Source organism: Burkholderia sp. BCC0322 (assembly GCF_902833045.1).
Classification (GTDB): domain Bacteria; phylum Pseudomonadota; class Gammaproteobacteria; order Burkholderiales; family Burkholderiaceae; genus Burkholderia.
The window spans coordinates 300,264-320,033 of the sequence record NZ_CADFDU010000002.1; the positions used below are offsets into that span (position 1 = coordinate 300,264).

The following is a 19,770-nucleotide window of genomic DNA, read 5'->3' on the forward strand; positions in this document are numbered from 1 at the left end:
CGCTGCGTCAGAACGAATGTTCCGGGCCGGGGAACGTGCTGTCCTTCACCGCGCTCACGTAGGCCTCGACGGCTGCCTGAATATTCGGCTGCCCCTGCATGAAATCCTTCACGAAACGCGGCCGCTTGCCGGGGAAGATGCCGAGCATGTCGTGCAGCACCAGCACCTGGCCCGAGCAGTCGACGCCCGCGCCGATGCCGATCGTCGGAATCTTCAGCATGTGCGTGACTTCGGACGCGACGAGCGTCGGCACCGCTTCGAGCACGACGAGCTGCGCGCCCGCGTCCTCGACCGCGCGCGCGTCGCGCAGCAATTGCGCGGCGCCGGCTTCGGTCTTGCCCTGCACCTTGAAGCCGCCGAACGCGTGCACCGATTGCGGCGTGAGGCCCACGTGCGCGCACACGGGCACCGCGCGCTCGACGAGGAAGCGGATCGTCTCGGCGAGCCATTCGCCGCCTTCGAGCTTGACCATCTGTGCGCCGGCGCGCATCAGCTTGACGCTGCTTTCGAATGCCTCGACCGGCGTGCCGTACGTGCCGAACGGCAGATCGGCGACGACGAGCGCGCGCGGCTGTGCGCGGGCGACACAGGCAGTGTGATAAGCGATGTCGTCGAGCGACACGGGCAGCGTGGTGGTGTGGCCTTGCAGCACGTTGCCGAGCGAATCGCCGATCAGCAGCACGTCGACGCCCGAACGGTCGAGCAGTGCGGAAAAGCTCGCGTCGTAGCAGGTGAGCATCGCGATCTTCTCGCCGGCGTCGCGCATTGCCTGCAGCTTGGGCACCGTGACGGCAGGCCGGCTCGATTCCTGGAGATAGGTCATGGGAAATCCGGTTCGAATGGGTGAGGAACGACAGGCGAGGACGCGTCAGCGCGTCGTCTCGCCCTTGACGAAGAATTCCTTGCGGCCGCGCATCGTCTCGATGCGCTCGACCAGCAGAGCGAGATCTTCGGGGGAATCCAGCGGGTTCAGGTGTTCCGCGGCGACCGTCAGCACCGGCGTGCGGTCGTAGTGGTAGAAGAATTCGTTGTACGCGTCGACGAGCGAGCGCAGGTACGCATCGCTGATCTGCAGCTCCATCGGCAGCCCGCGCTTCTGGATGCGCGAGAACAGCACTTCCGGGCTCGCCTGCAGGTAGACGACGAGGTCGGGCGACGGCGCCTGCGGCACGTCCACGTGCGTCGCGACCGAGCGATAGAGCTGCCACTCGTCTTCCGGCAGGTTCAGCCGCGCGAAGATGTCGTTCTTCTGCGGCATGAAATCGGCGATCACCGGGCGGCCCGTTTCGAGCGCACCGATCAGCTCGCGCGCCTGCTGCGCGCGCTGCAGCGCGAACGACAGCTGCACGGGCAGCGCGTAGCGCGCGGTGTCGCGATAGAAGCGTTCGAGGAACGGGTTGTCCTGCGGGCGTTCGAGCAGCGTCTGCATCGACCAGCGTTCCGCGAGCAGGCGCGCAAGCGTCGTCTTGCCGACGCCGATCGGGCCTTCGATCACGAGATAGCGGTGCGGGGCGCGCAGGTCGGGTGCGGTGACGGTGAGGGGAGTCGGGGTCATCGGCAGCGGCTCTTGTCGGCGTCTTCGCTGGCAGCGAGCGCCTTCTGCATCGGGCACTGGCAGGTCTGCACCCTCTCGACACGCTGATCCGCGACGGCGGCGAGAAAGGCTTCGGCTCGGCCGCGCGCGGGGATGTCGAGTGCCGGCTCGATCTCGACGAGCGGCACGAGCGCGAACGCACGGTCGGTGAGGCGCGGGTGCGGGACGATCAGGTCGGGCTCGTCGATCGAATCGGCGCCGAACAGCAGGATGTCGAGGTCGAGCGTGCGCGGCGCATTGCGATACGGGCGCTCGCGGCCGAAATGATGTTCGATCTTCTGGCAGAGCGCGAGCAGTTCGCGCGCCGACAGCGTCGTGTCGAGCTTGACGACACAGTTGTAGTAGTCGTCGCCGCCCGCTTCGAAAGGCGCCGTGCGATACAGGCTCGATTTGCCGAGGATCGAGATGGTGCGCTGCTGCGCGAGGCACACCACCGCGTCCTTCAGGGTCTGGCGCGCATCGCCGAGATTCGCCCCCAGTCCGATATATGCAACCGTCATGGCATCACTTCCTACGTCGTTCGCCGGCGAGCGCGTCAGTCGTCGGAACCGCCCGAGGTGTCCGGTGCCTGCTCGGCGGCACCTTCACCCGGCTTGCGGTTTCGCACGCCGCCGCGGCGGCGCCGCTTGCGGGGCGATTTTTCCTTCGAGCCGCCCTGCGTGAGCAATGCCTCGCGAGCGGCCGCGTCGCCTTCGATGAAATCCGTCCACCACTGTCCGACTTCCGCATCGAGCTCGCCGGATTCGCAGCGTAACAGGAGGAAATCATACCCCGCTCTAAACCTTTGGTGTTCCAGCAGCCGCATCGCGCTGCGGCCCGAGCGTTTCTCGAGGCGCAGCTGCAGGCCCCAGATCTCGCGCATGTCGGCCGAATAACGCTTGTGGATCGCGAGTTTCTCGGTCTGCATGTCGAGCACGTCGTCCATCGCGCGATGGAGCGCCGGCACCGGGATTTCGCCTTCGGCCGTGTATTGCTCGAAGCGCTGACGCATGTCGTGCCACAGCAGCGTCGCGAACAGGAAGCCCGGCGAGACCGGCTTGCCGGCGCGCACACGGGCATCGGTATTGTTCAGCGCGAGCGTGATGAACTTCTCGCCTTGCGGCTGTTCGAGCACGACGTCGAGCAGCGGCAGCAGCCCGTGGTGCAGGCCTTCCTTGCGCAGCCGCTGCAGGCACGCGAGTGCGTGGCCCGACAGCAGCAGCTTCAGCATTTCGTCGAACAGGCGTGCGGCCGGCACGTTGTTGATCAGGTCGGCGAGTGCGTTGATCGGTTCGCGCGTATGCGGCTCGATCTCGAAGCCGAGCTTGGCCGCAAAGCGCACGACGCGCAGCATCCGCACCGGATCCTCGCGGAAGCGCGTGGCCGGGTCGCCGATCATCCGCAGCAGGCGGGCGCGCACGTCGGCCATGCCTTCGTGGTAGTCGAGCACCGTCTGCGTCGACGGGTCGTAGTACATCGCGTTGATCGTGAAGTCGCGGCGCGCGGCGTCCTCGTGCTGATCGCCCCACACGTTGTCGCGCAGCACGCGGCCGCTCGCGTCGACCGCGTGCGTGCGGCGATCGAGTTCGTCGCGCTTCAGGCGCCTCGGCGGCTCGGCCGACGCGGCGGCCTCGGCCGGCGCGTCGACCAGCGCGCGGAACGTCGATACCTCGATCAGTTCCTGGCCGAACTGCACGTGGACGATCTGGAAGCGGCGGCCGATCAGGCGCGCGCGGCGGAACAGGCGCTGCACCTCGGTCGGCGTCGCGTCGGTCGCGACGTCGAAGTCCTTCGGCGCGATGCCGAGCAGCAGGTCGCGAACCGCGCCGCCGACGATGAACGCGCGAAAGCCTGCCTGCTGCAGCGTGTCGGTCACGCGCACGGCATTCCTGGAGATCAGCGACGGATCGATCTGGTGCACGCTGGCCGGCACGACGGTCGGCTCATGGTTGCTGCGCGGTTTCTTCGCGCCGTTGCCGCGGGTGTCTTTTGCGGTGCGCGGGGCAGCAGGGGCCGCTTCGTCGGCCGGAGCCGCTTCAGTGGGCGTTTGCTGGGCTTCGTCCTGGCCGAGCAGCTTGCGGATGAATTTTTTGATCACGACGTTCAGAATAAATCGAGGATACGCCAGCCGCGGTTGCTTGCATGCGCACGCAGCGTGTCGTCAGGGTTGGTCGCGATCGGGTCGGTGACTTTCTCGAGCAGCGGGATGTCGTTGTGCGAGTCGCTGTAGAAGTAGCTGTGCGCGAAATCGTCCCAGTGCTTGCCGCGCGACGCGAGCCATGCTTCGGTCCGCACGATCTTGCCTTCGCGATAGCTCGGCGTGCCGGTCGGCCGGCCCGTGTACGGCGAATCGGGATGCCCGTCGGTCGTTTCGACCTCGCACGCGATCAGCGTATCGACGCCGAACGCGGTCGCGATCGGGCGCGTGATGAATTCGTTGGTGGCCGTCACGACGCAGCACAGGTCGCCCGCATCGAGGTGCTTGCGCACGAGCTCGAGCGCGGCGGGTGTCATGGCGGGCCGGATCACCTCGTGCATGTACTGATCGTGCCATTGCGCGAGCTGCGCGCGTGAATACTTCGCGAGCGGCGTGAGCATCGCCGTGAGGTACGCGTGGATGTCGAGCTTGCCGGCCTTGTAGTCGGCGAAGAACTGATCGTTCTGACGCGAGAAGCTTTCCGCGTCGACGATGCCGAGTTTCACCATGAAGCGGCCCCATTCGTGGTCGCTATCGGTCGGAATCAGCGTGTGATCGAGGTCAAAGAGTGCCAGATTAGTCATGGAGGGGCATTTTACTCGAAGCGGTTCGGGCCCGTGCCCGGTGGTGTGATGTCATCGCCGGGACGCGCGAGCATCCGGCGCAGCAGCGGCAGCGTGACGGCGCGTTTCTGCTCGAGCGAAAAGCGGTCGAGCGCGTCGAGCAGCGCCATCAGGCTCGGCATGTCGCGGCGGAAATGGGTCAGCAGGTAGGCGGCGATGTCGTCGGTGAGCGCGATCCCGCGCTCCTTCGCCGCGAGCTTGAGCACGGCGATCTTGCCGGCGTCGGACGGCGGCGACAGGTGGAACACGAGCCCCCAGCCGAGGCGCGTGCGGAGATCCTCGCGCACGTCGAGCGCGAGCGGCGCCGCGGGGCCCGCCGCGACGAACGCGCTCGACGGGTGCGCGCGCACTTCGTTGAACAGGTTGAACAGCGCGACCTGCTGGGTATCGCTCATCTTGTCGCAGTCGTCGATCGCGTAGATGCCGATGCGCGGGTCGAACGTGAACGCGCCGAGCGGGCTCTGCGGCGTCAGGTAGCGCGCATAGCCGTACGACGCGTCGCTCACGAGCGCCTGCAGCAGATGGGTGCGGCCGCAGCCGGGCTCGCCCCAGATGTAGAACGACCGATCCGGCACGGGGCCCGCCGCGAGGGCGAGGTCGAGCTTCTGCAGGCGCGAGATGAGCTCGTCGTTCTCCTCGTTCATGATGAAGTTGTCGAACGTGGCGGGCGGCGGCGTGCCGAGATCGAGCGTCAGTTGACGGGACACAACAGTCACAATGCGGGTCGGTTGAAAATACGCGTGCCGTACGCCGGGCACGCGCCGGGAACTGCGTCTTCACGGGCTTCACGCGCGACCGCACGCACGACGCCACGCCGGTTTCGGCGCGTCTCGCTCGGCGATGAAAACGGGGACGTGTTGACCAAGATGCAATCCCTGACGATTCGGTGCTGGGAATTCCGGCCAACGGGCCGGCTTCGGGTAAAATCGCATTTTACCGACCTTCTCGCATTCCCCCATGAATCCTCCGAAATCCGCTCCCGACGCTCAGGGTCTGTCCTATCGTGACGCAGGCGTCGACATCGACGCAGGCGACGCGCTCATCGACAAGATCAAGCCTTTTGCGAAGAAAACCCTGCGCGACGGCGTGCTCGGCGGCATCGGCGGGTTCGGCGCGCTGTTCGAAGTGCCGAAGAAGTACAAGGAACCCGTGCTCGTGTCGGGCACCGACGGCGTGGGCACCAAGCTCAAGCTGGCGTTTCATCTGAACAAACACGACACGGTCGGCCAGGATCTCGTCGCGATGAGCGTGAATGACATCCTCGTGCAGGGCGCCGAGCCGCTGTTCTTCCTCGACTACTTCGCGTGCGGCAAGCTCGACGTCGACACCGCTGCAACGGTCGTCAAGGGCATCGCGCAGGGTTGCGAACTGTCGGGCTGCGCGCTGATCGGCGGCGAAACGGCCGAAATGCCGGGCATGTACCCGGACGGCGAATACGACCTGGCCGGCTTCGCGGTCGGCGCGGTCGAGAAGAGCAAGATCATCGACGGCAGCACGATCGCCGAAGGCGACGTGGTGCTGGGCCTCGCGTCGAGCGGCATCCACTCGAACGGCTTCTCGCTCGTGCGCAAGATCATCGAGCGCGCGAACCCCGACCTGTCGGCCGATTTCCATGGCCGCTCGCTGGCCGACGCGCTGATGGCGCCGACCCGCATCTACGTGAAGCCGCTGCTCGCGCTGATGCAGAAGCTGTCGGTGAAGGGCATGGCGCACATCACGGGCGGCGGCCTCGTCGAGAACATTCCGCGCGTGCTGCGCGAAGGCCTCACCGCCGAGCTCGACCAGAACGCGTGGCCGCTGCCGCCGCTGTTCAAGTGGCTGCAGGAGCACGGCGGTGTCGCCGATGCGGAAATGCACCGCGTGTTCAACTGCGGCATCGGCATGGCCGTGATCGTTTCGGCGGCCGATGCCGACGCCGCGATCGCCGATCTGACCGCCGCCGGCGAACAGGTGTGGAAGATCGGCACCGTGCGAGCGACCCGCGAAGGCGAGGCGCAGACGGTCGTGGTCTGACGCACTGCCTGCAGCAGACGCAGCAAGGAAAGCCGCCCGGAGTCGATCCGGGCGGTTTTTTTTCGGGCGTTGCGCGGCATGTGGACGTGCGCGGATGAAGAAGGGGCGGCGATGACCGAGGACGAACGCGCGATCCGCACGCTTGCGATCTTCCGCAAGGCCGACGTCCGCCGGCAGCTCGTGCGCGACGCGAATCTCGTGACGCTCGCGCATGGAATCCGGCGGTGGGCGTGACTGTACCTGCTGGCGCTCATGCGGATGGCCGTGTCGCGCCCACTGGCCGCGCACCGGCCAGCAACGGCGGTACGAGCAGATAAAGCAGCGCGGCGGCAGCCCAGACGAGCCCCGGCCACGTCGCGCGGGTCGCCGCATAGGTCGCGGTGACGACCAGCGGCCCCGCGACGCCGATCAGGCTCGCCACGCTCGCGAGCGCGCCTTGCAGTTCGCCCTGGCGCGCATCGTCGACCTGCCGCGCGAGCATCGCCTGCAGCGCCGGCAGCGTCATGCCGCCCGCCGCGAACAGCGGCAGCAGCGCGAACGGCACCCACGCGGCGGTCGCGAACGCAATCGCGGCAAGCCCGAGCGCGTCGCCCGCGAGGCCCAGCGCCAGCGCGCGGCGCTCGCCGAGCCGCGCGATCAGCGGCCCGATCGCGAACGCCTGCGCGAGTGCATGACACGCGCCGTAGCCCGCCAGCGACAGCCCCGCAATCGGCGTCGACCAGCCGAAATGCTCCTGGCCGTACAGGATCCACAGCGTCGCGGGTGCCTGCGACACCAGCGCCACGATCACGTAAATGCCGATCAGCGGCACGAGCGCCGATGCGCCGCTCAGCCGGCGCAGGCTGGCGAACGGGTTGAGCGCGCCGACCGCATGGCGTTCGCGGGCCGAATCCGGCCGCGATTCCGGAAGCGCGCGCCAGACGAGCGCGAGGTTGAGCGCGTTGAGCACGGCGGCCGCGACGAACGGCGCGCGCACATGCAGCGCGCCGAGCAGGCCGCCGATCAACGGGCCCGCGATGAAGCCGATGCCCATCATCGCGCCAAGCTGGCCGAAGCGTCGTGCGCGATCGGGTTCGGCGGTGACGTCGGTGACATAGGCAGTCGCGACCGCGACGTTCGCACCGGTGATGCCCGCGATCAGCCTCCCCGCGTAAAGCCAGGCGAGTGTCGGCGCGAGCGCCATCAGCAAGTAGTCGAGCGCGGCGCCCGCGAGCGACACGAGCAGGACAGGCCGGCGGCCGAAGCGATCGCTCAGCGCACCGAGCAGCGGTGCGCACAGGAACTGCGCGAACGCGTACAGCGCGAGCAGTATCCCGTAATGGGTGTCGGTGCTGCCTGCATCGGCGAGCGCGCGCAGCAACCCGGGCAGGATCGGCATCACGATCCCGACGCCGATCGCGTCGAGCAGGACCGTGGCCAGGATGGCAATCAGGGACGGATTCAAGAGGGTGACTCTATCGGTGATAGAGTGACGATTATTCCACAGCTTCCCTATCGGTGATAGAGATGAAGGACACAGGGGCGCGGCTGACGCGCGACACGGTATTGCGCGCGGCGCTCGACCTGCTCGACGAAGTCGGCATCGATGGGCTGTCGACGCGGCGGCTCGCCGAGCGGCTCGGCGTGCAGTCGCCGACGCTTTACTGGCATTTCCGGAACAAGGGCGAACTGCTCGATGCGATGGCCGAGGCGATCATGCTCGAGCGTCACGATGCGTCGCTGCCGCGGCCGGGTGAGGCGTGGGATGCGTGGCTTCTGGACAACGCGCGCAGTTTCCGCCGGGCGCTGCTGGCTTATCGCGACGGCGCGCGCCTGCATGCCGGCACACGGCCGCGCGCGCTGCATTTCGGCTCGATCGAACGCAAGGTCGCGCTGCTCGGCGACGCGGGTTTCGCGCCGGACGAGGCGGTCGACGTGATGTATGCGCTGGGCCGCTTCGTGGTTGGATGGGTGCTGGAAGAGCAGGCGGAGCCGGACGGCGAAGCCGATGCGCCGCTGCCGGACGCGGCCGAGTTTCCGTTGCTCGCGAAAGGTTGGGCTGCGCTGCGCGCGCGCGGCGGCGACGAAGCGTTCGAGCATGGTGTCGCGCTGATCGTCGATGGCGCCCGCGCGCATCTGGCGGCGCGCCAGCGCGGCTGACGCGGCCCGTTCAGCCCGGCATGCGGCCGTCGAGCACGCGTTCGAGCGCGTCGAGTGCGCGGGCCGTCGAGTCCGGCGCGATGCAGTCGACGACGATCCGCTCCGGCATCGCGCGCAGCCAGGTGATCTGGCGCTTGCAGAGCTGGCGCGTCGCGAAGATACCCTTGTCGCGCATCGTCCGGTAGTCGGTGTCGCCGTCGAGGAACTCCCACGCCTGCCGGTAGCCGACGCAGCGCATCGACGGCAGGTCGGGATGGAGGTCTTCGCGACGGCGCAGCCGCTCGACTTCGTCGATGAAGCCTGCGTCGAGCATCGCGTCGAAGCGCTGCGCGATCCGTTTGTGCAATACCGCGCGATCCGACGGTTCGAGCGCGACCGGCACGAAGCGGTAAGCGGCGGCCGCATCGTCCGTGCGCCGCGGCGCGGCGAGCAGCACCGACATCGGCTGCCCGCTCAGCATGAACACTTCGAGCGCACGCTGGATCCGCTGCGAATCGTTCGGCGCGAGCCGTGCGGCCGTGTCGGGATCGACTTGCGCGAGCCGCGCGTGCAGCGCGGGCCAGCCATCGCGCTCGGCTTCGGCATCGAGTGCCGCGCGCACGTCCGGATCGGCGCCCGGCAGGTCGTTGAGCCCCTGCGTCAGCGCCTTGTAGTACAGCATCGTGCCGCCCGCGAGCAGCGGCGTGCGGCCGCGCGCGGCGATCTCGCCGATCAGGCGCAGCGTGTCCGCGCGGAAGCTCGCGGCCGAATACGCGTCGGCCGGATCGATGATGTCGATCAGGTGATGCGGCACGCTCGCGCGTTCTTCGCGCGACGGCTTCGCGGTGCCGATATCCATGTCGCGATAGACGAGCGCCGAATCGACGCTGACGATCTCGATCGGGCGGCGCGCGGCGAGCGCCAGCGCCGCGGCCGTCTTGCCCGATGCGGTGGGGCCGAGCAGGCAGGCGATCGTCGTCGGGTTGGCGTGCGGTGCCGCGCTCATTGGCCGCGCATGAAGAGGCGGTCGAGATCGTTCAGCGTGAGCTGATACCACGTCGGCCGGCCGTGATTGCACTGATCCGCACGTTCGGTCGCTTCCATCTGCCGCAGCAGCGCGTTCATCTCGTCGAGCGTCAGGCGCCGGTTCGCGCGCACCGCGTGGTGACAGGCAAGCGTGCCGAGCAGTTCGTGCTGGCGCTCGGTGAGCACACGCGAGCCGCCGAATGCATGCAGGTCGGCGAGCACCGCGCGCGCGAGCGACTGCAGGTCGGCATCCTTCAGCAGCGCCGGCACCGCGCGGATCGCGAGCGTCGTCGGCGACAGTACCGCCAGGTCGAAGCCGAGCGATTCGAGCGTGTCGCGTTCCTCCTCGACCGTGCCGATCTCGACCGGCGTGGCCGTCATCGAGATCGGCAGCAGCAGCGCCTGCACGGCGACCGAGCGGTCGGCAAGCGCGTTCTTGAACTGCTCGTACAGGATCCGCTCGTGCGCCGCGTGCATGTCGACGATCACGAGCCCGTGCGCGTTCTGCGCGAGCACGTAGATGCCGTGGATCTGCCCGAGCGCGAAGCCGAGCGGCTGCTCGTCGTGCGCGGTGGCGGCGATCGGCGAAACCGGAAAGCCCGGCAGAGGCGCGACCGGCGCGTCGACCGAATCGCGGGCGATGGTCGTCGTGCCGTCCGGCGTGCCCGCGCCCGTGTCCTTGCGGCCGAACAGCGCGTCATAGAGCGCGAGCGGCTGCGCGACGGGCAGCGTGCCCTGGGTCATCCGCGCCTGGCGCATCCAGGTGTTGCCTGACGATGAGGACGACGGCGCCGAGAAGCCGCTGCCGCCGATCGCGTTGCCCGGCTGGCTCTGGCCGAGCGGTGTATCCAGGAACGATGCGGGCCCGCGCGACGCCGGTGAGAGTTGCGCGGCATGGCCGCCCGCGGTGGTTTCCGGAGACGCGCCCGCGTGGCGCGCCAGCGCGCGCTGGACCGCATGGAACACGTACTGGTGGATCGAGCGCGAATCGCGGAAGCGCACCTCGATCTTCGACGGGTGCACGTTCACGTCGACGGCTTCGGGCGGCAGGTCGAGGAACAGCACGTACGACGGGTAGCGGTCACCGTGCAGCACGTCCTCGTAGGCCGCGCGCACCGCATGCGTCAGCAGCTTGTCGCGCACGAAGCGGCCGTTGACGAAGAAGTATTGCTGGTCGGCGCGCCCGCGGCTCGCGGTCGGCAGCCCTGCGCAACCGTAGACCGCAAGCGGGCCGGCCTGCTCGTCGAGCGGCAGGTGCGCGGTCGCGAAGCTGTCGCCGAGGATCTTCGCGACGCGCTGCGCGGGTTCGGTCGCATTCCAGTGCTCGACCGCCTTGCCGTTGTGCAGCACCGAGATCGCGACGTCCGGCCGCGCGAGCGCCGCGCGGCGGATCATTTCCAGGCAATGGCCGAACTCGGTCTGCTCGCTCTTCAGGAACTTGCGGCGCGCGGGCGTGTTGAAGTACAGCTCGCGGACCTCGATCGTCGTGCCGGTCGCGCCGGCGGCGGGCGACAGCACGCCTGTCTGCGCGTCGATCTTCATCGCATGCGCGGCATCGGCCGTCCGGCTCGTGATCGACATCTCGGCGACCGACGCGATCGACGCGAGCGCTTCGCCGCGGAACCCGAGCGTGGCGACCGCCTCGAGCTCCTCGAGCGAGCGGATCTTGCTGGTGGCATGGCGCATCAGCGCGAGCGCCAGCTCGTCCGGCGGAATCCCGCAACCGTCGTCGGTGATCGAGATGCGCTTCACGCCGCCTTCTTCCAGCACGATGCGCAGCGTGCTGGCGCCGGCGTCCATCGCGTTCTCGAGCAGTTCCTTGACGACCGACGCCGGGCGTTCGACGACCTCGCCGGCGGCGATCTGGCTGATCAGCTGGTCGGGCAGGGGCTGGATCGCGCGCAGCGGGCGCGGAGCGGGGGCGGGCGCGGCGCCCGCGGCCGTTTCGGTGATATCGGACATGGCCGAATTATAGCGAGGCGGCGAATGCATGCCGGGGCGACCGGCGGTTACGTTTTTTCACGGAGCCTTAAGGTAGTTTCGGTATCATGGGTTCGTAACACGCCCGGCCTTGACCGGCGGGCGCTTCCGCTATATTTGGCCGTTCCGGCCCTTTCGCCTTCGAGGAATCGCATTTGGATACGCTGCTTCATTTCGTCAATCTTGTCCTGCATATCGACGCATTCCTCGGCGATTTCATCCGGCAGTACGGCGCATGGGTCTATCTCGTGCTGTTCCTGATCGTGTTCTGCGAGACGGGGCTCGTCGTGTTCCCGTTCCTGCCCGGCGATTCGCTGCTGTTCATCGGCGGCGCGTTCGCGGCGACGGGCGAGATGAATGTCGGCGTGCTGATCGTGCTGCTGCTCGTCGCGGCGATCGCCGGCAACACGGTCAATTACATGATCGGCCGCTGGATCGGCCCGAAGGTGTTCAACACCCATATCCCGGTGCTCGAGCGCTTCCTCGACCGCGCCGCGCTGCAGAAGACCCACTCGTTCTACGACAAGCACGGCGGCAAGACGATCGTGCTCGCGCGCTTCATCCCGGTCGTGCGGACGTTCGCGCCGTTCGTCGCGGGGGCTTCGTCGATGAGCGTCGCGCGCTTCCAGCTCTTCAACGTGATTGGTGCGCTGGTATGGGTGCTGCTGCTCGTGCTGCTCGGCTATTTCTTCGGCAATATCCCGTTCATCCGCCAGTACCTGAACGTGATCGTGCTGGCCGGGATCGGTGCGGCGGTCGTGCCGGTCGCGCTCGGCGCGGTGTGGAAGCTCGTGCGCGGGCGGCAGTCGGATAACGCGCAGAAGACGGGCGGGCGTTGAGCGGGAGCGCTTTCGTTACTTCCCGGTGCAATAAAAAAGCGTGGCAATTTGAATTGCCACGCTTTTTTTCGTTCGGTGCTGCCGTTACGCGTTGCGATGCGAAATCGGGGTTTCTGGCGTGGGGTACTGGGCGTCGCGGAACGTCTCGAGGATCACGCGGTTGGTGTCGCAGTACACCTGCCAGTAGTTCTCGGGTGCCGTGGACGGGCGCACGAACAGCAACGGGCCTTCCGGCGTGAACTGGAACACGCCGACGTCCGGAGCCGGGTTGGTCAGCACGTTCGGGATCTGCTGGATCGACGCCTTCAGGCGGTTGATTGCGTCGGCCGCATCGACGCCGTTCGCGATCTTCGCGGTCAGGTCGACGCGACGGTGCGACGTTGCGCTGTAGTTCGCGATGTTGTCCGAGAAGATCTTGTTGTTGCCGACGATCGTCACGATGTTGTCGGGCGTGATGATCGTCGTGCCGAACAGGCCGAGCTCCTTGACCGTGCCCGTGACGCCGCCTGCGTTGATTACGTCGCCGATCTTGAACGGACGCAGCACCTGCATGAACACGCCTGCGGCGAAATGCGCGAGCAGGCCGCCCCAGGCGGTACCGATCGCGAGGCCGAGGCCGGCGAGCAGGGCAGCGAACGAGGTCGTCTGCACGCCGAAGATCTGCAGGATCGCGAGGATCAGCAGGACGGTCAGCAGCACGCTGACGACGGAGGTCAGGTAGTCGGTCAGTGTCGGGTCGACCTTGCCGCTGCGGCGCACGACCTTGCCGAGCAGGCGCGTGGCGATGCGGATCGCCCAGCGGCCGACGAACCACAATACGATCGCGGCGAGGAGGTTGAGGCCGAAGTCCAGGCCGCGGGTCATCAGGAATTGCTGGGCTGTGGCGAGATCGATCATGCGTTCTCCGAAGTCAAGAGTAGAAAGGGCGGCGCATGCACCGGGTGGGTGGCGCTTTTATAACCTGACCTGTGACGGGCGGGCAACCCGGCTGACATTGCTTGACGTAATGAGAAACGGGCAGGACGCGTGTGCGTGCTGCCCGTGGCGGAGCTTCGGTGCGAGGTGGCTCAGACGCACGCCCCGAATGTCGTTGACTTTACGAGGCTGTGCGGCCGTAGGTATCCTCGAGACGGACGATGTCATCCTCGCCGAGGTACGAGCCCGACTGAACCTCGATAAGTTCGAGCGGGATTTTGCCGGGGTTCTTCAGTCGGTGCGTCGCGCCGAGCGGAATGTACGTCGATTGGTTTTCAGTCAGCATGATTTCCTTGTCGCCGTTCGTGACCATCGCTGTGCCTTTTACGACGACCCAGTGCTCAGCGCGATGGTGGTGCATTTGCAGGCTCAACTGTGCGCCCGGATTCACGATGATGCGTTTGACTTGGAAGCGATCGCCCTGATCGATGCCTTCGTAGGAGCCCCACGGACGCACGACTCGACGGTGCGTGACCGATTCGTGGCGGCCAGAGGCATTCAGCCATTCGACAATTTTCTTGACGTCCTGAGCTTTGTCTCGATGCGCGACCAGGACGGCGTCGGCTGTTTCGACGACCACGATGTTGTCGAGGCCGAGGGCGGCAACCATTCGATGTTCTGCTCGGATGTACGAGTTTTTCACCGCGTCCGTGAAGACGTCGCCAACAAATGCGTTGCCGTGCTTGTCGGTATCCGCGATTTCCGCCAGCGCGCTCCATGACCCGATGTCGCTCCAGCCCAGATCGGCGGTTGCGATGACTGCAGCGCGTTCAGTCCTCTCCATTACCGCGTAATCGATCGAGACATTGGGGCAGGCGGAGAATGCATCTGCGTCGAGGCGAAGAAAATCGTGGTCGTGCTTGGCTGCAGCAAAGGAGAGTTCGACCTGACGGGCAATCTCTGGTGCATGGCGATGCAGTTCTTCCAAGTACGTGGACGCTTTCAGCATAAACATGCCGCTATTCCAGTAGTACCCACCGTCCTTGATGAATCGCTCGGCGGTCTCCGCGTCGGGTTTTTCGACAAAGGCATCGACCTTGAAGGTTTTTCCATCGTCGGCAAGGGCCGGGCCGCGCCGGATGTAACCGAAGCCGGTATGCGCTTCAGTTGGCATGATGCCGAAGGTGACGAGATGCTTGTCTGTGGCGATTGCGGCAGCGTCACTCGCTGCTGCGATGAACGCCGGTTCGTTGAGGATAACGTGGTCCGATGGCAGCACCAGCAACAGTGAATCGGGTGAGTCACGCATGGCGAGCAACGCGGCGATTGCGATCGCGGGTGCGGTGTTACGACCAACCGGCTCGAGTACTATCGACGACGGCGTGATATTGACCTGACGGAGTTGTTCCGCAACCAGAAAGCGCTGATCGTTGTTGGTGACAACGATGGGCGCAGATGCGCCTGGAATGCTGTGCAGACGTAGCGCAGTTTGCTGGACCAGAGATCTATCGCCAGTCAGCTTTAGATACTGCTTGGGATAGCCGCCGCGCGACATGGGCCAAAGACGTGAGCCGCTGCCGCCGCACAGGATGACCGGATGAATGTTCATGGTGTGTGGTCCTGGATTTCCCGACTGAGGCACTGCTGTGCGTCGCAATCTCGACGACTTCTCGTTGATAGTGTGATTGCGCCGCCTGCCACAGGAGCGGATGGGCAGCAGTGTCTGTACTTGATAGGCCGGGCGATTGAACGGTGATGCAACGATTGTCGCATAGCCCTGTGGATTGCCTCCCACCTGTGCGGATCCGCACAACTTCACGCTTGCTGTATCGAGAGCCGCTCATGGCGTCGGTTCTACTCTGACCGATGCCACGTCTTGTTCTTGAGTCATGTCGAAGAATGGTCGTATCGGCGGCCGGTGCTTACGCCAGCATCGACGCGGTTGAATTGGCGTGCCTATCTTCCGCATCGCCAGAGGAGATGTCGCAGGCAGCTCGCAATCCAGCGAGATGCCTTCCTGAACGGCCGCAGGCGATCGCTCCGGATACTGATTAGCGGTCGCGCAGCAGGAGTTGCCAGCCGCCGGACAATGGACTCGGGCGAGGTAAACATTCGGAGAGTCCAATCCCAGTAGATCGGATAGTGCAGCAATACACCGGCTATCAGCATATCAAGAGAAAGTGCACGTTTGCGCCAGGGTTGTGCGAGAGCGTCATGTGTCAGACCCCATCCCGCATAGAAGGGCAAGCCATAGGTATGCACGGCCTTTCCGCGGAGAAGTGCGTCGAATCCGGACAGTGACGACAATGTATGGACCTCGTCGGCGACTTCTATCAGGGAGATCAGGTCCGAATCCTGTTCGATCACGTCGGCCCACGCATTCACATCGATCACTCCCTGACGATTGCCCGACAGGACATCCGGGTGAGGCTTGTAGATGATGAAGGCATCCGGACGTCTGGCGCGAACTTCACGAAGGAGATCTTCCGTAGTCGAAATGCCGCGTGTGCCGAGTCGGATGGAGGCATCGTCTGCTACCTGACCGGGTACGAGTACCACGAACTTGCCGGGCGGGACAGACCATGTTGGTTTGCAGCGACCGAGGTTGTATTTGGTTAGCCCCAGGCGAGCGATTTCGCAGCGCAGCATGTTCGCCCGGACAAGTTCGGCTGCGGCGAAGTCGGTTTCGTTCAGAATGGTTGTTAGATCACTCGGCCGACTCGGATCGAAATAGAGGCCGCTTCTGTCGATGACCTGACTGTACGGCGCCACATGATCCGAGCCAAGGCCAGTCGAGTGCAGGAATCCATCTTCGATGCGTATGATCGGCGCGCCGGGTGGCAAGTCGTTCGCGCTGCGTGCTCCCCAGAATGCGGCGTGCTCACCTTCGCGCAGTTGACTTGCCTCGCGAATCCACCTCAGTGTTCCATCACCGGCCGTTAGGTATGGCGTTGCGAATGGACGTTTCCACCATTGGAAGCGTATACCGGCCACCTGCTGCAGATCGGCGAATCGATTGCGAACGGCATTGTGCAATTCGATCGCGTCGAGTAGATCGTCGATGCGACCGGGAGCATGCGTGGCAGGATTCAGATAGCGTGCAAAGCGCAGAAAGACGACATCGAATAATGCCGCGAGTGTTGGTCGCGCGTTACGGCCAGGCAACTGGACTGCATCGTCGGTTAGGCCCCAGCCCGCATAGTACGGCGCACCGAACACATGAACTCGTTTGCCGGCCAGCAGTGCTTGCATTCCTTCAGAAGCGCCTACCGTGTAGACGTGGTCGACTTGCTCTAGCGCTGCGCATAGCGATTCGTGTTCACCGAGATGCTGCGTGTCCGGAGGGAGGATGCTGACCACGGCCTTCGATAGCCAAATGCCGGAGCCAGTATCTCTGGTGCGGGCGAGCCAGAACTTGGCGCCTGGATGGGCAGTGCACGCAGTTCGGACCATCCGCTCGAACGCTCTACGGTTATTGCTCGTCGCAATGTCGCCAATCCCTTGCGAATACTTGCGCTCATCGATAAGCAACACTCGGATTTCGTGGGGTAGTCGAGGTGCCGTACGGATTTCCGACACACCGTCGCGGCCTCGTATTGCGTGATTGACAAGGACACGACTCATCAATTGGGCGACGGCCGTTGCGGTGCCCGCAGCAGGATTTTCGAGTGCCGTATCGAGCGCTTTCACGAATGCTTCCGGTTCGGCTTTGGCGACCGGTATTGCGAGCCATGAGAGGAGCGGAGTCCCGGTCGGCCCCACGGCCCAGATCGGACCGGGCCATGCTGCGTGAGTCTGGGCACCGTAGAAACGCGCTACGCTCAATGCTATCCGACCGATTTTTCGGTCGATCCAAACGTATTCACGACTGGTATCTGACGAGCGTTTCGGCCGTTGTCTGTTCGGGATGCTGATCAGACGCAGTACTGCATCGAACCAGCTCCGACGTGATGCCGTCGAGCGGGGCATTTAGCTTAGCGTATCGAGAAAGGAATCGACGCGTTCGAAGTGGTCGCCCCACGTCGGCTCACGGAAGTGTCCGATTCGGGCGAGCTGCGCAGTGCGTTCGGGGCTGTCGTGTCGAGCGTAATTGAGAATGCCGGCAGCCCAGCCGGGGCCGTCGAGTGGATCGAGATAATCGGGTATTTCTGCGGCGATTTCACGGAACACGTCTAGGTTACTTGCAAGCACGGGTACGCCTAGCCCGAGTGCTTCGACAAGAGGCATTCCGTAACCTTCGACAAACGAGGGAAAGAGGAGAGCTCGGGCATGTTGCAACCAAGCGTGAAGGCGCTCGTCGGAGCAGTCGGCCTCTTCAATTACGGTGCCTCGCAGGTTTGCGCAACGCTCCAGCATGTCGATGACATTCTCGCATTCCCAGCCACGGCGCCCGATCACGACCAGTTTCGGTGCCGCGCTCCCCAGTTGCTCAATCAGACGCCGCCAGACGTGCAGGATGAACCAGTGATTCTTGCGGGGCTCGATTGTGCCGAGCATCACGAAGTAGGGGGCCTCAATTGGGCGCTGATGAGGCGGCTGCGGTTCGACGCCTGAAGCGAGGTGTGCGACTGCGCAGGGTGGCAATGGCAGCGATGTGCGGGTTGCTTCTGCAGCGAGCGACTCCAACGTCGATCGGGAATTGGTGATGAGGCCGCTGGCATACCTCATTGCCGTATGAATTCGTTGCCGGTGCGTGTGCTCCACTCCTGGGCGCGTGTATTCGGCATGCGTCAGTGGGATCAGGTCATGGACGAGGAATACAGGTTTAATACTGAGGCTTGCTAATTTTGTGTAATAGCGCGGGAACTCCATTCCGCTGTGGCTTGTATGCAACAATACGCCTTTATTAAATCTTGCGTTGAAAATTGATTTCAGGCAGGCGAGCGCGACGAGTCGCCGTATCGCATTTTTGTTACGTACGGATGACGTAAGCCACTCGAAAATAAGAGCCGAATCTCTTTCCGACAAAATGACGAAAAAACCACGCTCGCTGAGTACGGCGCGTGCTCGGTTGCCATAGTGTCGGATGTACTCCAACCCGACACGATCCACTCCCGTTGGTAGCAGACCCTGGTAAAGGCGGGTAACGAGACGAGTGACGTCAAGGTAGATGGTTGACAAGCGCGAACTTCGGAGCGTGCGACGGTTAATTAAGGATGCACTGACTCGAGGGAACGTTGGCCAAAAAGCGTGTTCTTGTAGCGTCAGCTTGATTGAGTAAATTTTATCGCGGCCGCTCAGTCTACCGCAACTTATGCGACAATGCGCGAGCCCATAGGTTCAGTAACTGTAAATAATGTCGCGTCCATTCTGCAAAATTCTTTTGATCGCGTGTGTCATGGGCGCGGTCACGCTTGCCGGTTGTTCAGGTATTCCTACATCGGGCGCCAGCGGCTCCCAAATTGCTCGGGCGCCGGAGAGTCCATCGGGGATTCAGGTTGTCGATGTGACGGAGGATGTTGCGCGTCAGTTGTTTACTGATCGAAATACGTCGGACTTCGTCACGGCGCTGGGCGGAGGTGCGTCGTTCCGTCAGCAGTTGGGCGTCGGCGACACGATTCAAGTATCCATTTGGGAGGCGCCGCCTGCGACGCTTTTTGGTGCGGCTCAATCGGACGGGAGTTCGGGGCCAGCAAACGCACGCGTGACGGTGCTTCCCGATCAGGCGATCGATGGCGACGGCAACGTCAATATCCCGTTTGCGGGGCAGGTCAAGGCGGCCGGTCGTCCGCCTACACAGTTGGCGCGTGAAATTGCTGCGCGATTGAAGGGTATGGCGCATGATCCGCAGGTGCTTGTGAAGCTTTCTCGCAACGAGACGTCATATGTGACGGTTGTGGGTGATGTGACGGAGAACGCTCGCATGCCTTTGACTGCTCGGGGGGAGCGTCTCCTCGATGCATTGGCGAGTGCGGGTGGGGCGAAGCACCCGGTTGACAAAGTTACGATCCAGATTACGCGCGGTAAGACGGTGGCCTCGTTGCCGCTCGACGTGGTTATTCGTGATCCGAGGCAGAATGTTCCCCTGCATGCGGGTGATGTGGTCACCGTGCTGTTCCAGCCTTATAGCTTCACGGTGCTCGGCGCGACTGGCAAGAATGACGAAATCAATTTTGAAGCGAAGGGCATCACGCTTGCGCAGGCACTTGCGCGCGCTGGAGGCTTGCAGGACTCGCGTGCCGATGCGCAGGGCGTATTCATTTTCCGACTTGAAGACGCCAAAGCGCTGAAATGGCCGACGGCTCCTGTGCGTACGACGGCGGACGGAAAGGTGCCTGTTGTGTATCGCGTGAATCTTCGCGATCCGAATTCATTTTTCGTCGCTCAAAGCTTCATGGTTGACAACAATGATCTGTTGTACGTCTCGAATGCGCCGATCGCCGAGCTTCAAAAATTCTTGAACGTTGTCTTCTCCGTGGCGTATCCGGTGATTACTGGCGTTCAGACTGCTAGGTACTGATGGCGGCACTGCAGGTGATGGTTGCC

18 protein-coding genes are annotated in these 19,770 nt (G+C 64.5%); 5 read left to right on the plus strand and 13 right to left on the minus strand.

Features of this window, described 5'->3' with window-relative positions; genetic code table 11:
* Window positions 1–7: 7 nt before the first annotated feature.
* Genes panB through hda form a run of 6 tightly spaced genes read right to left on the minus strand, consistent with a single transcriptional unit; the run spans window position 8 to window position 5,100 of the window.
* Window positions 8–823 (minus strand): 3-methyl-2-oxobutanoate hydroxymethyltransferase, encoded by an 816-nt coding sequence (panB, locus tag HWX39_RS07405; RefSeq protein ID WP_175966602.1) that lies wholly within the window; start codon window positions 821–823, stop codon window positions 8–10.
* Window positions 824–868: 45 nt separating this feature from the next.
* Window positions 869–1,555 carry a deoxynucleoside kinase gene (locus tag HWX39_RS07410; RefSeq protein WP_085041792.1) on the minus strand — a complete coding sequence of 229 codons (687 nt, stop codon included), beginning with the start codon at window positions 1,553–1,555 and terminating at the stop codon, window positions 869–871.
* Complete coding sequence (gene folK, locus HWX39_RS07415) at window positions 1,552–2,094, minus strand: 2-amino-4-hydroxy-6-hydroxymethyldihydropteridine diphosphokinase (RefSeq protein WP_175966604.1); 543 nt, start codon at window positions 2,092–2,094, stop codon at window positions 1,552–1,554. The genes HWX39_RS07410 and folK overlap by 4 nt, the downstream gene beginning before the upstream one ends.
* A gap of 35 nt (window positions 2,095–2,129) precedes the next feature.
* Complete coding sequence (pcnB, locus tag HWX39_RS07420; protein ID WP_175966606.1) at window positions 2,130–3,671, minus strand: polynucleotide adenylyltransferase PcnB; 1,542 nt, start codon at window positions 3,669–3,671, stop codon at window positions 2,130–2,132.
* A gap of 5 nt (window positions 3,672–3,676) precedes the next feature.
* Window positions 3,677–4,354 carry an HAD family hydrolase gene (locus tag HWX39_RS07425; RefSeq protein WP_175966608.1) on the minus strand — a complete coding sequence of 226 codons (678 nt, stop codon included), beginning with the start codon at window positions 4,352–4,354 and terminating at the stop codon, window positions 3,677–3,679.
* Window positions 4,355–4,365: 11 nt separating this feature from the next.
* Entirely contained in the window at window positions 4,366–5,100 is a 735-nt protein-coding gene (gene hda / locus HWX39_RS07430; RefSeq protein WP_244134944.1) for a DnaA regulatory inactivator Hda, read from the minus strand.
* A gap of 250 nt (window positions 5,101–5,350) precedes the next feature.
* On the opposite strand from hda, the gene purM reads away from it, so the two are divergent.
* Entirely contained in the window at window positions 5,351–6,406 is a 1,056-nt protein-coding gene (gene purM / locus HWX39_RS07435; protein ID WP_006484927.1) for a phosphoribosylformylglycinamidine cyclo-ligase, read from the plus strand.
* Between the two features lie 111 nt (window positions 6,407–6,517).
* Entirely contained in the window at window positions 6,518–6,640 is a 123-nt protein-coding gene (locus HWX39_RS36630) for a hypothetical protein (RefSeq protein WP_279613067.1), read from the plus strand.
* A 16-nt stretch (window positions 6,641–6,656) separates the two neighbouring features.
* Here HWX39_RS36630 and tet read toward each other — a convergent pair whose 3' ends face one another.
* A complete protein-coding gene (gene tet, locus HWX39_RS07440) occupies window positions 6,657–7,850 on the minus strand; it encodes a Tet(A)/Tet(B)/Tet(C) family tetracycline efflux MFS transporter (protein ID WP_175966613.1) in 1,194 nt (397 codons plus the stop codon).
* Window positions 7,851–7,912: 62 nt separating this feature from the next.
* Here tet and tetR point away from each other — a divergent pair, with 62 nt between their 5' ends.
* Window positions 7,913–8,545 carry a tetracycline resistance transcriptional repressor TetR gene (gene tetR / locus HWX39_RS07445; protein ID WP_175966615.1) on the plus strand — a complete coding sequence of 211 codons (633 nt, stop codon included), beginning with the start codon at window positions 7,913–7,915 and terminating at the stop codon, window positions 8,543–8,545.
* 10 nt (window positions 8,546–8,555) lie between these two features.
* Here tetR and miaA read toward each other — a convergent pair whose 3' ends face one another.
* Window positions 8,556–9,530: a tRNA (adenosine(37)-N6)-dimethylallyltransferase MiaA gene (miaA, locus tag HWX39_RS07450; protein ID WP_175966617.1), complete on the minus strand. Its 975-nt coding sequence runs from the start codon at window positions 9,528–9,530 to the stop codon at window positions 8,556–8,558.
* Window positions 9,527–11,512: a DNA mismatch repair endonuclease MutL gene (mutL, locus tag HWX39_RS07455; RefSeq protein ID WP_175966619.1), complete on the minus strand. Its 1,986-nt coding sequence runs from the start codon at window positions 11,510–11,512 to the stop codon at window positions 9,527–9,529. Before mutL ends, miaA begins: the two co-directional genes overlap by 4 nt.
* A 173-nt stretch (window positions 11,513–11,685) precedes the next feature.
* Between mutL and HWX39_RS07460 the strand changes: the two genes are divergently transcribed.
* Window positions 11,686–12,369 (plus strand): DedA family protein, encoded by a 684-nt coding sequence (locus HWX39_RS07460; protein ID WP_175966622.1) that lies wholly within the window; start codon window positions 11,686–11,688, stop codon window positions 12,367–12,369.
* Between the two features lie 84 nt (window positions 12,370–12,453).
* Here the strand turns inward: HWX39_RS07460 and HWX39_RS07465 are convergent, their stop codons facing one another.
* The 4 genes from HWX39_RS07465 to HWX39_RS07480 form a co-directional block, all read right to left on the minus strand.
* Window positions 12,454–13,266: a mechanosensitive ion channel family protein gene (locus HWX39_RS07465; RefSeq protein ID WP_175966624.1), complete on the minus strand. Its 813-nt coding sequence runs from the start codon at window positions 13,264–13,266 to the stop codon at window positions 12,454–12,456.
* Between the two features lie 199 nt (window positions 13,267–13,465).
* On the minus strand, window positions 13,466–14,893 hold the full coding sequence (locus HWX39_RS07470) for a mannose-1-phosphate guanylyltransferase/mannose-6-phosphate isomerase (RefSeq protein ID WP_175966626.1): 1,428 nt from the start codon (window positions 14,891–14,893) through the stop codon (window positions 13,466–13,468).
* A gap of 347 nt (window positions 14,894–15,240) precedes the next feature.
* Window positions 15,241–17,253 carry a capsular biosynthesis protein gene (locus tag HWX39_RS07475; RefSeq protein WP_175966628.1) on the minus strand — a complete coding sequence of 671 codons (2,013 nt, stop codon included), beginning with the start codon at window positions 17,251–17,253 and terminating at the stop codon, window positions 15,241–15,243.
* Entirely contained in the window at window positions 17,254–18,405 is a 1,152-nt protein-coding gene (locus HWX39_RS07480) for a glycosyltransferase family 1 protein (protein ID WP_175966630.1), read from the minus strand.
* Between the two features lie 175 nt (window positions 18,406–18,580).
* Here HWX39_RS07480 and HWX39_RS07485 point away from each other — a divergent pair, with 175 nt between their 5' ends.
* A complete protein-coding gene (locus HWX39_RS07485) occupies window positions 18,581–19,744 on the plus strand; it encodes a polysaccharide biosynthesis/export family protein (protein ID WP_175966632.1) in 1,164 nt (387 codons plus the stop codon).
* Window positions 19,745–19,770 lie beyond the last annotated feature (26 nt).

Coding starts and splice junctions, on each gene's coding strand:
- panB (WP_175966602.1), bottom strand. CDS start 823: ATGACCTATCTCCAGGAATCGAGCCGGCCTGCCGTCACGGTGCCCAAG.
- HWX39_RS07410 (WP_085041792.1), bottom strand. CDS start 1,555: ATGACCCCGACTCCCCTCACCGTCACCGCACCCGACCTGCGCGCCCCG.
- folK (WP_175966604.1), bottom strand. CDS start 2,094: ATGACGGTTGCATATATCGGACTGGGGGCGAATCTCGGCGATGCGCGC.
- HWX39_RS07425 (WP_175966608.1), bottom strand. CDS start 4,354: ATGACTAATCTGGCACTCTTTGACCTCGATCACACGCTGATTCCGACC.
- purM (WP_006484927.1), top strand. CDS start 5,351: ATGAATCCTCCGAAATCCGCTCCCGACGCTCAGGGTCTGTCCTATCGT.
- HWX39_RS36630 (WP_279613067.1), top strand. CDS start 6,518: ATGACCGAGGACGAACGCGCGATCCGCACGCTTGCGATCTTCCGCAAG.
- tetR (WP_175966615.1), top strand. CDS start 7,913: ATGAAGGACACAGGGGCGCGGCTGACGCGCGACACGGTATTGCGCGCG.
- miaA (WP_175966617.1), bottom strand. CDS start 9,530: ATGAGCGCGGCACCGCACGCCAACCCGACGACGATCGCCTGCCTGCTC.
- mutL (WP_175966619.1), bottom strand. CDS start 11,512: ATGTCCGATATCACCGAAACGGCCGCGGGCGCCGCGCCCGCCCCCGCT.
- HWX39_RS07465 (WP_175966624.1), bottom strand. CDS start 13,266: ATGATCGATCTCGCCACAGCCCAGCAATTCCTGATGACCCGCGGCCTG.
- HWX39_RS07470 (WP_175966626.1), bottom strand. CDS start 14,893: ATGAACATTCATCCGGTCATCCTGTGCGGCGGCAGCGGCTCACGTCTT.
- HWX39_RS07475 (WP_175966628.1), bottom strand. CDS start 17,253: ATGCCCCGCTCGACGGCATCACGTCGGAGCTGGTTCGATGCAGTACTG.
- HWX39_RS07485 (WP_175966632.1), top strand. CDS start 18,581: ATGTCGCGTCCATTCTGCAAAATTCTTTTGATCGCGTGTGTCATGGGC.